Source organism: Mesorhizobium sp. RCAM 06353 (assembly GCF_059683585.1).
This window is the reverse complement of sequence record NZ_CM185031.1, coordinates 5,840,343-5,853,196: the sequence shown is the minus strand read 5'-3', so window position 1 is coordinate 5,853,196 and position 12,854 is coordinate 5,840,343. Positions and strand designations below refer to the sequence as shown.

Annotated in this window: 7 protein-coding genes and 1 pseudogene; 5 read left to right on the top strand and 3 right to left on the bottom strand. The window is 63.5% G+C overall.

The genetic code is table 11. The features are described from left to right. Positions 1-45: 45 nt before the first annotated feature. The 4 genes from AC56QX_RS28510 to AC56QX_RS28495 all read left to right on the top strand — a co-directional run bounded on the left by AC56QX_RS28510 (position 46) and on the right by AC56QX_RS28495 (position 5,777). On the top strand, positions 46-720 hold the full coding sequence (locus AC56QX_RS28510) for a response regulator transcription factor (RefSeq protein ID WP_497111809.1): 675 nt from the start codon (positions 46-48) through the stop codon (positions 718-720). Positions 721-728: 8 nt separating this feature from the next. After that, complete coding sequence (locus AC56QX_RS28505; protein WP_497111807.1) at positions 729-2,210, top strand: sensor histidine kinase; 1,482 nt, start codon at positions 729-731, stop codon at positions 2,208-2,210. After that, complete coding sequence (locus tag AC56QX_RS28500) at positions 2,210-5,170, top strand: bifunctional [glutamine synthetase] adenylyltransferase/[glutamine synthetase]-adenylyl-L-tyrosine phosphorylase (protein WP_497111806.1); 2,961 nt, start codon at positions 2,210-2,212, stop codon at positions 5,168-5,170. Before AC56QX_RS28505 ends, AC56QX_RS28500 begins: the two co-directional genes overlap by 1 nt. Positions 5,171-5,309: 139 nt before the next feature. Further along, positions 5,310-5,777 (top strand): EF-hand domain-containing protein, encoded by a 468-nt coding sequence (locus AC56QX_RS28495; RefSeq protein ID WP_497111805.1) that lies wholly within the window; start codon positions 5,310-5,312, stop codon positions 5,775-5,777. 45 nt (positions 5,778-5,822) lie between these two features. On the opposite strand, the gene AC56QX_RS28490 is transcribed toward AC56QX_RS28495, so the two are convergent. After that, positions 5,823-8,144 (bottom strand): PAS domain-containing sensor histidine kinase, encoded by a 2,322-nt coding sequence (locus AC56QX_RS28490; protein WP_497111804.1) that lies wholly within the window; start codon positions 8,142-8,144, stop codon positions 5,823-5,825. Between the two features lie 197 nt (positions 8,145-8,341). Continuing rightward, positions 8,342-10,988: pseudogene (pepN, locus tag AC56QX_RS28485) on the bottom strand (aminopeptidase N). 148 nt (positions 10,989-11,136) lie between these two features. Here pepN and AC56QX_RS28480 point away from each other — a divergent pair. Then, the gene (locus tag AC56QX_RS28480; protein WP_497111803.1) at positions 11,137-12,159 is read left to right on the top strand and encodes a DMT family transporter; all 1,023 of its coding nucleotides are present in this window, start codon (positions 11,137-11,139) and stop codon (positions 12,157-12,159) included. 21 nt (positions 12,160-12,180) lie between these two features. Here AC56QX_RS28480 and maiA read toward each other — a convergent pair whose 3' ends face one another. Then, complete coding sequence (maiA, locus tag AC56QX_RS28475; protein ID WP_497111801.1) at positions 12,181-12,810, bottom strand: maleylacetoacetate isomerase; 630 nt, start codon at positions 12,808-12,810, stop codon at positions 12,181-12,183. Positions 12,811-12,854 lie beyond the last annotated feature (44 nt).

Here is a 12,854-nt window from a genome sequence, read left to right as displayed (position 1 = left end):
ATGCCGGCTACTCAACCTTCCAGCGAAATCGCGTATAACGGCCCCATGAAGATTCTCGTCATAGAAGACGATCGCGAGGCTGCGGATTATCTGCAGAAAGCCTTCGCCGAGGCTGGTCATACCGCGCACGTCGCCGGTGACGGCGAAACCGGTTTCGCGCTTGCCGACGCCGGCGACTATGACGTGATGGTCATCGACCGGATGATGCCGCGCCGCGATGGGTTATCGGTCATTGCCGGCCTTCGCTCCCGGGGCAACACCACGCCGGTGCTGATCCTCTCGGCGTTGGGTGAGGTCGATGACCGGGTCACCGGCTTGCGCGCCGGCGGCGACGACTATCTGACCAAGCCCTATGCTTTCTCCGAGCTTCTGGCCCGCGTCGAGGTGTTGAACCGCCGCGCCAGCGCCAAGGAAGCCGAAACCATCTACCGGGTGGGTGACCTTGAGCTCGATAGGCTGTCGCATTCGGTCCGCCGGGCGGCGCGCGAGATCACGCTGCAGCCGCGCGAGTTCCGCCTGCTCGAATATCTGATGCGCCATGCCGGCCAGGTGGTGACGCGCACCATGCTGCTCGAAAATGTCTGGGATTATCATTTCGACCCGCAAACCAATGTCATCGACGTTCACGTCTCGCGGTTGCGCGGCAAGATCGAAAAAGGCTTCGACAAGCCGATCCTGCATACGGTTCGCGGCGCCGGCTACATGCTGAAGGGCGGCTAGGCGACAGCATGGCTCTTTCCGTGCCGGCCATCATGAAGACGACGGCAGCGCGGCTTTCGGCGCTATACCTTCTGCTCTTCGCGCTCTGCGCCGTGCTGCTTGTCTTCTACATGACCTCGCTGTCGGCGCGCATGCTGACGGCGCAAACGCAGGAGACCATCAACGACGAAGTGCTCGGTCTTGCGCGCGCCTATCAGCGTGGTGGCCTGCCGGTGCTGGTGCGCGTGGTCGAAAACCGCTCCCGCCAGCCTGGTGCCAACCTCTATTTGATCGCCGACGCCAATGGGCAGATCCTGACCGGCAACGTACAGAGCCTGGAGCCTGGCGTGATCGACAACGAGGGCTGGACGACCGAGCCGTTCTCCTACAAGCGCTTCGGCGAAGGTGAGCTTGACCGCCTGCGCAGCGGAGCATCTGACCAGACGCCATCGCCTTCAACTGGCGACAACACCGCGCAGCAGGCCGAAGGCGAGAAGGGTCACAACGCCATTGCGCTGGTGCTGCGGCTGCCCAACCAGATGATCATGCTGGTCGGGCGCGATCTTGGCGAACCGGAGCGCTTTCGCGCCGTTATTCGCCGCGCCCTGATGCTGGCGCTCGGCATGATGGGGCTTGGCGGACTCCTGATCTGGTTCTTTGTCGGCCGTGCCGCGCTGAAGCGCATCGACAGCGTGTCGGAGGCCAGCCGCCGCATCATGGGCGGTGATCTCTCGGGCCGGCTGCCGGTGACCGGCGCCGGCGACGAGTTCGATCGGCTTTCGGAAAACCTCAATTCCATGCTGGCCAGGATCGCCACGCTCAACGAAGGCCTGAAGCAGGTTTCCGACAACATCGCGCATGATCTGAAGACGCCGCTGACCCGGCTGCGCAACCGGGCCGAAGCGACACTGTCCGGCAAGCACAAGCCGGCCGACTATCGCCAGGCGCTCGAAGGCACCATCACTGAGTCCGACCAGCTGATAAAGACCTTCAACGCCATCCTGATGATCTCCCGGCTGGAGGCCGGATACTCTTCCGAACACACCAATCGCGTCGATCTGGCGGCGGCCATGCGTGATGTCGTAGAGCTCTACGAGCCGGTGGCGGAAGAGGCAGGCGTTTCGCTCGAAGCCGAAGTGAACGGCGCCTTTATCGTGAACGGCAACCGCGAACTGATCGGCCAGGCGCTGTCCAACATCGTCGACAATGCGATCAAGTATTCTACCGATTCCACGTCCAAGCCGGCGGTTCGTGTGACGCTCGAGCGGACGCATGGCGAGATCAGGCTTTGTGTCGCCGACAACGGCCAGGGCATTCCGGACGATGCCGATCGAGCCCGGGCGACCGAACGTTTCGTGCGGCTTGAAAAGAGCCGTTCTCAGCCGGGCTCCGGCCTTGGCCTCAGCCTCGCCAAGGCGGTCATGACCTTCCATTATGGACGGCTTGATCTCTTGTCTGGCAATCCGGGACTATCCGTGGTCATGAGTTTCCCCGCGCGGGAGGACAACTGATGGCTGCGGTTGCGAAGCGAACGGTCACGGACTGGCTGCTGAAGCCGGTGGGCGGGCTTGTCGCGCTCGACGAAGGCCGGGCGCGGCACGACCTGGCCGAAATCGCCGCGGCGGCACGTGAAGAAGGGCTGGCGCGGCTGGCCAAGTTCCTGGCCGGCAAGGGGGAGGGCCAGGATTTCCTCGCCGCTGTCTTCGACCTCTCGCCGTTTTTGCGCGATACGGCGCGTCGCCAGCCCCGGATTCTGGATGCTCTTTTCGACCAACCGGTCGAGGCGCGCCTGAAAGCGATCGCCGCCGCAATCGAACAGGCGCCGTTGGCCGAAGCGGTCTCCGAATCCGGCCTGATGATGGAACTGCGCCAGTGCAAGGCCGAGGCGCATTTCCTGATCGCGCTGGCCGATCTCGCCGGTGAAGCGGAAACGTCGCTGACGGTACGGCGGCTGAGCGACCTTGCCGACGCCTGCACCCGTGCGGCAGTCGACTTCCTGCTGCGCGACGCGCATGGCCAGGGCAAGCTCAAACTGCCCGATCTCGACAACCCGTCGCGGCAGTCAGGCTGGATCCTGCTCGGCATGGGCAAGCTTGGCGCGCATGAGCTGAATTTCTCCTCCGATATCGACCTTGTCGTCTTCTTCGATCCGGAAGCACCCGCAATTGTCGATCCGCTCGACGCCACCGAGCTGTTTTCGCGGCTGACGCGACGGCTGGTGCGCATCCTGCAGGACCGCACAGAGCACGGCTATGTCTTCCGCACCGATCTGCGGCTGCGCCCGGATCCCGGTTCGACTCCGCTGGCGATCCCCGTTGAAGCCGCCCTGCGCTACTACGAAGCGCGCGGCCAGAACTGGGAGCGCGCGGCGATGATCAAGGCGCGTCCGGTCGCCGGCGATCTGGCCGCGGGCGCTGCCTTCCTCAAGGAATTGCAGCCCTACATCTGGCGCAAATACATGGACTACGCGGCGATTGCCGACGTCCATTCGATCAAGCGCCAGATCCACGCCCACAAGGGTCACGGCGAGATCGCGGTGAAGGGCCACAACGTCAAGCTCGGCCGTGGCGGCATCCGCGAGATCGAGTTCTTCGTCCAGACCCAACAGCTCATCGCCGGCGGCCGCTTTCCGGAACTGCGCGGCCGCGCAACCGTGCCGATGCTCGGCCAACTCGCGGCCCGCGGATGGATCACCTCAGAGGCGCGTGACGCGCTCGCCCGCCAGTACTGGTTCCTGCGCCGCGTCGAGCACGCCATCCAGATGGTGGCCGACGAGCAGACGCACACGCTGCCGGAAGACGACGAAGGGTTGGAACGCATCGCCCGCATGCTGGGCTTTGCCGATGCCGCGGCCTTTTCGCGGGCATTCCGCGCCTCGTTGCAACAGGTCGAGCGCCACTATGCGGCGCTGTTTGAAACCGCACCGGAGCTTTCGGCGGGTATCGGCAATCTGGTCTTCACCGGCGATGTCGACGATCCCGACACGCTGCAGACCTTGCACGGTCTCGGCTTTCAGCGGCCGAGCGACATCTGCCGCGTGATTCGCGGTTGGCATTTCGGCCGCTATCGCGTCACCCGGTCGGCGGAGGCGCGCGAGCGCTTGACGGAATTGACGCCGGCGCTGCTCAAGGCGTTCGGCCAGACGCGCCGGGCGGACGAAGCCTTGCTCCGCTTCGACGAATTCCTTGCCGGCCTGCCGGCCGGCATCCAGCTGTTCTCGCTGCTGCAGTCAAACCCGGCGCTGCTCAAGCTGATGGCGACGATCATGGGCGCAGCACCCCGGCTGGCGGCGATCATCACGCGCCGGCCGCATGTTTTCGACGGCCTGCTCGACCCGGCCTTGCTGAGTGAACTGCCCGACCGCGCGTACCTGTCGGCACGGCTTTCCGTCTTTGTTGAAGGCGACAGACTTTACGAGGATGTGCTCGACCGATTGCGCATCTTTGCCTCGGAGCAAAAATTCCTCATCGGTGTGCGGCTGCTTGCCGGTTCGATCGATCCGGCCCGGGCCGGCCGCGCCTTTTCCGATCTGGCCGATCTCACCATCGAGGCGGCTTTGCAGGCGGTGACCGCCGAGTTCGCGGCGCGCCACGGCACGATCGCTGGCGGCGTGGTTTCGCTGCTTGGCATGGGCAAGCTTGGCAGCCGCGAATTGACCGCGGGGTCGGATGTCGACCTCATCCTGCTCTACGACCATGACGCGGACGCCGAAGACTCCGACGGCGACAAACCGTTGGCGCCCTCGCACTACTACACCCGCATGACGCAGCGGCTGATCGCGGCCGTGTCAGCACCGACGGCCGAGGGGGTGCTCTACGAACTCGACCTGCGGCTACGGCCGTCCGGCAACAAGGGTCCCGTGGCCACCCACATTGATGCCTTCAAGAAATACCAGTGCCAGGAGGCCTGGACGTGGGAGCATATGGCGCTGTCGCGGGCGCGCGCCATTGCCGGCGATGTCGGCCTGTGCGCCGAGGTCGAAACGGAAGTTGCGGCCGTGCTTGGCCAGCCGCGCGACGCGGCGAAGGTCAGGTCGGAAGCCTCGGACATGCGCGCCATGATCGAGACGGAAAAGCCGCCGCGCGATCTCTGGGACCTCAAGTTGATCTCGGGGGGACTGATCGATCTTGAATTCATCGCCCAGGTGGCTGTCATCACCGGACAGGTCGAAGCCGGGCCGCGTGTCACTGGTACGGCCGAGATCCTGTCCCGCCTCGCGCCTGGCTTCGCCGATCCCGGCGTGCGGCAGGAGCTTGGCGCCGCCTTCGCGCTCTATCTGGCGCTGACCCAGATGACCCGGCTGTGCCTCACGGGAGCCTTCGAGCGTGACGACGTTCCGCCGGGGCTTTCGGATCTGCTTCTGGCGGTGACCGACCTGCCGGATTTCAGTGTGCTGGAGGCACACCTCAAGGAGACGTCGCAAAGGGTCAGGAAGGATTTTGATCGTTTGCTTCGCGCCGGACGACCGTGAAATAGCTGTCGAAGCATCGGACCCAAAAGTGGAAACCGGTTTGGGAAAATCCGATGCTTGAACAAAGAGATAGAGCGGCAACAGGATTGAAGATCCGCCGCTCTGGCATCGGGGGTGACGATGCAACAGGAGAAGACCCATGAGAAAGTCAACCAAGCTTGCCCTTGCCTTCGCAGCGCTCGCCGGCGCCGTCGGCACCACGGCCTACGCCGAAAACAATGCCAGCGCAAAAATGCGCGAGGACACGATGATGCGCCTCAACAAGGCGATGAGCGATTCAGATGGCGCCATCACCTTCGACCAGTTCTCCGACGCCATGAATGCGCGGCTGAAGAAGCTCGTTGCCGCCAATGGCGGCAAGCTGACCGTCGCCCAGTTCGCCGACGCGCTGGAGAAGGCGCGCTTCGAGCGGATGGCCAAGCGCATTATCGCCCGCTACGACACCAAGGGCGACGGCACGCTGACATCGGATGACATCACCGGTCGCGAGAGGAAGGTCTTCGCCATGCTCGACAAGAACTATGACGGCAAGATCGAGAAGAGTGAGCTGCCAAAGGGCGACCGCTCCCAATTGGATGACGAAGGCAACGACGACAGCGTGCGGTGAGGTTGTTCGGGGAAGGCTCCGGCGACGCCGACCGGAGCCTGCTGCTTAAGCCGCGACCTTGACGGCCGCCGGCGCCTTTTTCACCGGAATGCGCACCGATACGATCGTGCCGACACCCTCGGTCGAACGGATCTTTAACGCGCCGCCCTGGAGTTCGGCCAGCGAGCGCGAGATGGCGAGGCCCAGGCCTGATCCGGCATGGTTCTTGGAGAACTGGTTCTGCACCTGTTCGAAGGGCCGCCCGAGCTTGCCGAGCGCGGCTTTCGGGATGCCGCAGCCATTGTCCTCGATCGTCAGCACCAACGCGCCGGATGTGTTGCGGGCGCGAACCGAAATATGGCCGCCCTGGCCGGTGAACTTCACCGCGTTGGACAGGAGGTTGATGACGATCTGCTTGATCGCCCGGCGGTCCGCAAACAGCGTCAGCGCGTCGGCGATACGCGTCTCCACGGTGATCGCCTTTTGCGCGGCCTGCAGCGAGACGACGCGGACCGTCTCGCTGATCAGCGGCCCGAGGTCGATCTGCTCCTGGTCCAGCGAGAACTGGCCAGCCTCGATCTTGGACATGTCGAGAATGTCGTTGATGACGCCCAGCAGATATTTGCCGCTGCTGTTGATGTCGGTGGCATATTCCTCGTAGCGCTCCGAACCCAGCGGGCCGAACAGCCCCTGTTCCATCAGTTCGGAGAAACCGATGATGGCGTTCAGCGGCGTGCGCAACTCATGCGACATGTTGGCAAGGAATTCGGATTTGGCCCGGTTCGCTGCTTCGGCGCGCTCGGTTTCCTTCATGTATTTTCGGTTGAGGTCGACCAGCTCACTGGAGCGCTCCTCTTCGGAGCGCCTGGCGAGGCTGAGATCATGGATCGTTGCCATCAGCCGGCGTTCGCTGTCGACCAGCTTTTCCTGATGCAGCTTGATCTGGGTGATGTCGGAGCCGACCGAGACGATGCCGCCGTCCCTGGTTCTGAGTTCGTTGACCTGCAGCCAGCGGCCGTCGGATAGCTGCCGCTCGAAAGTGGCGCCGCCTTGCGGACCATTGGTGTTGGCAAGCCGGCGCTCGGAAGCAAAGGCCAGCATCCGCTCTTCCAGGGAAGCGCGCGTCACGCCGGGCATCACGTCGCGATCCGAGAGCCCGTTGTCCTGCTGGTATTTGGAGTTGCACATGATCAGCCGCTGCGCCGAATCCCACAGCACGAAGGATTCGTTGATGTTCTCGATCGCGGTTCTGAGGCGAAGATCGGCCGCCTCGGACCGCAGCGCCAGATGGCGCTGCTCGGTGACGTCGACGGCGATGCCGATCAGCTGGATTTCCGGTGCTTCCGGATCCATGACTTGGGCGCGAGCGCGCATCCACACCCATTGGCCATCGGCATGCCGCATCCGGAACACCTGGTCGATGTGGTCGATCTCGCGGGCGACAATTCTGTTGGCGAGCTCGAACAGGTCGCCGTCCTCGGGATGGATGATCTCGTCGACCTCGCCGAAGGACAGCATCGTGTCGCAGGGCTCGTAGCCGAGCATGTCGTACATCGAGCGCGACCAATACATCTTGCCGCGGACCATGTCCCAGTCCCATAGGCCGCAGCGGCCACGAACCAGCGCCATGTCGATTCGCTGATGCGCTTCGAGATAGATGCGGTCGGCGGCCTGCGCGCGCGCCGCCTGCCCGAAATAGGCGTAGAGGATGATGATCAGCACGCCCGCCGTCAGCACAAACAGGGTGACGTTGAGCGAGACGGTCTTGCGCCATGTGTCAAAGACCGCTTCCTGCGGCACTAGGGCTGCCGCGGCACCCTTCCGGTCCTTGGCAACGCTGACCGCGGCGTACCAGTCCTGGCCGCCGATATTGACCTCCATGACGCCAGCGCGATCGCCGAACATGAACAGCGGCTGGCCGCCCTCGACGAGACCGTCGAGGGCATGGCCCTGCCAAGGCATCGAGCGTGGTGTCACCGCGGTGATCTTGAAAGCGCTGTCGGTGATGACGAGCACATGGCTGCGGCTCATCGAGCCCTGACGGCTGGTGGTTTCCAGCAGATCCTGAATGGCGCCGGGCACGGTATCCGAGGTGGTGGCGAGCGAACTGGCGAGTTGCCCTGCCGCCAGCGTCAGGATCGCCTTGGCATCACGCTCGACATCGTCGCGTTCGTTCATCAGCGACAGCACGCGCAGCGCCGCGATGACGAGCAGGAAGATGATGATGAGGGCCGGTATCGACCGGCGCAGCAGCGGCTCGGCGGCCAGAAGCCGCTTGTAGGCCGGTTCGGCAATGAGCCGCGTATTCCCGGCAAGGCCGTCACTGCGCGTCTCGCGACGCGCAAAAGCCATCCCACCGGGCGCGCCCCACGCGTCCGCCTTCGCCATAAATGGCACTCCCCGAATTTGCCTATGCTGCTTGGTGATCCGGCAAACGCCGCACATCCGAATCGTCAGTAAAGAATCAAAGGTGATTCGCCTTGTCCAGTGGTCCGGCGAAAAAAGATTAAAAATCGACTAAAATAATCGGTTTTGGAGGTGCGGCGCCCCGGGCCTTCCCCTGCATGGGAGAAGGCAAGGGGTGCCTAAGCCAGCGTGCGCTCGACGATATCGCGCAGGTCCGCCGACAGGTTTTCGGCATTGGCGATCGAAAGCAGCGCTTCCCGGGCCTTGGCCTGCCGGCCCGGCTCAAGCGAACGCCACGATCTGAGTGCCGTCGCGAGCCTTGCCGCCACTTGCGGGTTGCGCTTTTCGACCTCGAGCACTGTTTGCGCGAAGAGCCGGTAGCCTTCGCCGTCGGCGCGATGGAAGCCGGTCTGGTTGGCACTGGAGAAGGTGCCGATCAGCGAACGCACCCGGTTTGGATTGGCCATCGAGAAGGCCGGATGAGCTGACAGCGCCCGAACCGTGTCCACCGCCTGCGGCCCGGGCACGCTGGCCTGGATCTGGAACCATTTGTCCATGACCAGTGGGTCGGACCCATAAGTCGTCTCGAAAGCCGCCAGTGCCTTGATGGCCTCGGGCGAACGATGGTGGCGATGAGCAAGCACGCCAAGTGCGGCCGCACGGTCGGTCATGTTGGTCGCCGACTGGAAATGCCCTGCGGCCAATGCCGCTCCACCCGGCAGCAGCGAGAGATAATCCAGCAAAGTGTTGCGCAGGGCGCGTCGTCCGGCGCTTGTCGCATCCGGGCTGAACACGGCCTTGTCGACAAGGCTGTGGTAGAGGCTGGAAAATGCCCCGCCATTGGCCGCGGCGATCGCGAGTGCAAGAGCCTGCCGGGCTGCGTGGATGGCGTCGGGATCGATGTTCTTGCCGATGTCACGAGCGATGTCGGCATCGCCGGGCAACGCCAGCGCCAGCGCCCGGTACGCAGGTTCCAGCATCTCATCGGCGGCAATGCTGCCGGCAAGCTCGGTCAGCCTCGTCGCGAAGACCGGCTGCTTGCCGCCAAGGATCTCGCGGAAGGCCGCGATCAGCGCATCGGTGAGCAGCGTGTTGAAGGCCTGCCAGCGCGAGAAGGCATCGCTGTCATGGCGGGCGAGGAAGAACTGGTCGTCGGCCTTTTGCTCCACCGACAGCGTCACGGGTGCCGAAAAGCCGCGATTGAGCGACACCGCCGGGCGTTCGGCAACACCTGAAAAGCGCACCATATGGCGGCGCTTGCGGAGATGGATGACGCCGTCCTCTACGCTGGCGCCCTCGACGCCGCTATACTCGACGGGCTTGCCGCCGGCGCCGATCAGCCCGAAGGCAAGCGGAATGTGCATCAGCCGCTTGCGGCTTTCGGAGGGTGTCGGCGGCACCGACTGCTCGATCTCGAGCGTGAATTCCTGCGCGGCCGCATTGTGTGTCGAGCTGACCGTCAGATTGGGCGTGCCCGCCTGATGGTACCAGAGCGCGAACTGCGACAGGTCGCGGCCCGAAGCGTCCTCGAACACCTTGATGAAATCCTCGATCGTCGCCGCGTCGCCGTCATGCCGTTCGAAATAGAGGTCCATGCCGGCGCGAAAGGCGTCGGCCCCGAGGATGGTGCGGATCATGCGCACCACTTCGGAGCCCTTTTCGTAGACCGTCGCCGTGTAGAAATTGTTGATCTCGCGGTAGCGGCGCGGCCGCACCGGATGCGCCAGCGGGCCCTGATCCTCGGGAAACTGATGCGCGCGCAGCAGGCGTACCTCGGCGATGCGCTTGACCGGCCGCGAGCGCTGGTCGGCCGAGAATTCATGGTCGCGGAAGACCGTCAGACCTTCCTTCAGGCAAAGCTGGAACCAGTCGCGGCAAGTGATTCTGTTGCCAGTCCAATTGTGGAAATACTCATGCGCGATGATCGCCTCGATATTGGCGAAATCGGCGTCGGTCGCGGTCTCCTGGTCGGCAAGCACATATTTGTCGTTGAAGATGTTCAGGCCCTTGTTCTCCATCGCGCCCATGTTGAAGTCGGACACGGCGACGATGTTGAAGACGTCGAGGTCGTATTCGCGGCCAAACGCCTCTTCGTCCCATTGCATCGACCGCTTCAGCGCATCCATGGCGTAGCCGGCAAGCTTCTCCTTGCCGGGCTCGACATAGATGCCGAGCTCGACCTTGCGGCCGGATAGGGTGACGAAACTGTCGGCGACCTGGCCGAGATTGCCGGCCACCAGCGCGAACAGGTAGGACGGCTTGGGGAAGGGGTCGTGCCACGCCGCATAGTGCCAGCCGTCGCCGAGATCGCCCTTGTCGACCGGATTGCCGTTGGACAGGAGCAGCGGCGCTTCGTTGCGCAGCGCCTCGATGCGCACGGTGTAGACCGACAGGATATCGGGGCGATCGAGGAAATAGGTGATGCGGCGAAAGCCCTCGGCCTCGCATTGCGTGCAATAGACATTGTTCGAGCGGTAAAGCCCCATCAGGGCTTCGTTGCCCGCCGGGGCCAGTTCGGTCTCGATCAGCAGCTGGTAACGGCGCGCGGCCGGTGGCTTGAGAATGGTGAGCTGGTCAGGTGTAACCAGCAGATCCGCCGGCTTTGCCTTCTTGCCGTCGACCTCGATCTCGCTTGAGCGTCAGCCCGTCGCCGTCGAGCACCAAAGGCGCCGACGCGGACACCCCATCGCGGCGTTCGACCGTCAGGATTGCGGTGACGATTGTGGCCTCAGGCGAAAGGCGGAAGGTCAAGTTGGTCTGCGGAATGAGATAGTCGTTGGGGCGATAGTCTTCGAGCTTGAAGACCTGGCCGGTGTCCGTGCGCATTCCGTTGTTTTTCCTGTCGATTGCGTTGGAAGCGGACAGTTCCCGCTGGTCCAAAAAAATGAAGTTCGCGCTCTTTACACGAAACGGTCCCTCGACAAAACTGCGAGAGGGTCTATCGAGGCCTTCTTTGCGGCATCGCGGCTAAAGCATGTTGAATGCCAGCGTTGCCGGGCATACAGGCAACGATCAGGGACGCATCACCAGCGTGACATCAGGAGCCGGGGCTCAACCAGAAACAACCGGCGGCCACAGCACGCTGAGGGGCATCGCCCTGAAGATCGTGTCCGTCGCGGTTTTTGTCGGCATGCAAACCTGCATCAAGGCGGCCGGCGACGTGCCGGCCGGGCAGATCGTCTTCTTCCGCTCCTTCTTCGCCACCTTCCCGATCATTGCTTTCCTGGCATTGAAGGGACAACTGGCCACGGCATTCGTCACCAAGCGTTCCTTCAACCACGTCGCGCGCGGCATTGTCGGCGTTGGCGCGATGGGGCTCGGCTTCTTCGCGCTGACCAGGCTGCCGCTGCCGGAGGCGATCACCCTGAATTACGCGCAGCCGTTGCTGGTCGTGGTGTTCTCCTCGGTCTTCCTTGGCGAGACGATCCGTGTCTACCGCTGGAGCGCGGTGGCCGTCGGTCTGATTGGCGTGCTCATCATTTCCTGGCCGGAACTAACCCTGCTCAACTCGGATGAAGCGCTCGACGACCAGGAGGTCCTGGGTGTCATGGCCGCGCTGGTGGCCGCGGCGATCTCGGCTGTCGCCATGCTGCTTGTGCGCAATCTCGTGCAAACGGAGAAGACGGCGACCATCGTCTTGTGGTTCTCGTCGACCGCAAGCGTACTCTCGCTGCTGACGCTGCCTTTCGGCTGGCAAGGACTGACGCCGGAGCAAGCCGCGCTGCTCATCATGGCCGGCTGCTGCGGCGGCCTCGGCCAGATCCTGATGACCTCGGCCTATCGTCATGCCGAGGCTTCGGTGGTGGCGCCGTTCGAATACACCTCGATGATCCTCGGCGTTGTCGTCGGCTATTTCGTTTTCGGCGACGTGACCTCGCTCAGCACGCTGGTCGGCGGTGTGATCGTGGTCGCCGCCGGCATCTTCATCATCTGGCGCGAGCGGCAACTCGGACTGGAGCGCGCCCGAACGCGCAAGGCGGCGCTGCCGCAGGGCTGAGAATGCCCTGGATTGCTTTCGTCAGCCGGGAAAATCGGACTGCGCCTCGGACCGTGACAGGCGGAAGGCATCCAGTTGGTTGCAAAGATGATCCACGGACATCAGCAAAGGGTAGGGCGAGAGATCGACGCCGAAACGACGGGCATTGTTCATTTGAGGGACAAGGTGCAGGTCCGCCCATCCCGGTGTGTCTCCGAAGCAGAATGGCGATGGGGTCGCGCGTCCAGTCAGCGTTTCCTCCAAGGCGGTGAAGCCCAGGCTCAGCCAGTTTTGCACCCAGCGTTCGACGCCGGCTTCGTCGATGGACAACTCGGATTGCAGGAATCGACGAACCCTCTGCACCGTGATCGCGTGCATTTCCGATGCAATGTGTGCTCCGAAAGCCCGGGCCTGAGCGCGCGTTACTGGGTCTACGGGCAACAGGCTTGGCGTCGGGTACACCTCCTCAAGATATTCGAGAATGGCGGGCGATTGGGCGATAATTCGGCCTTCGACGTCGAGGGCCGGCAGCAGACTTTGCGGATTGAGGGTTTTGTATTCCCCCGGCGCCAGGGATCTCACCGGCACATAGGTGAACTGCAATCCCTTCAGTCGAAGCGCGATTCGAACACGTTCGCCGGCCGAATTCTGCCAGCGGGACAGCAGACGCATGTGGTTTCTCCTACTCCGCGAACGGTAACAGGCTGCGCGGCCAG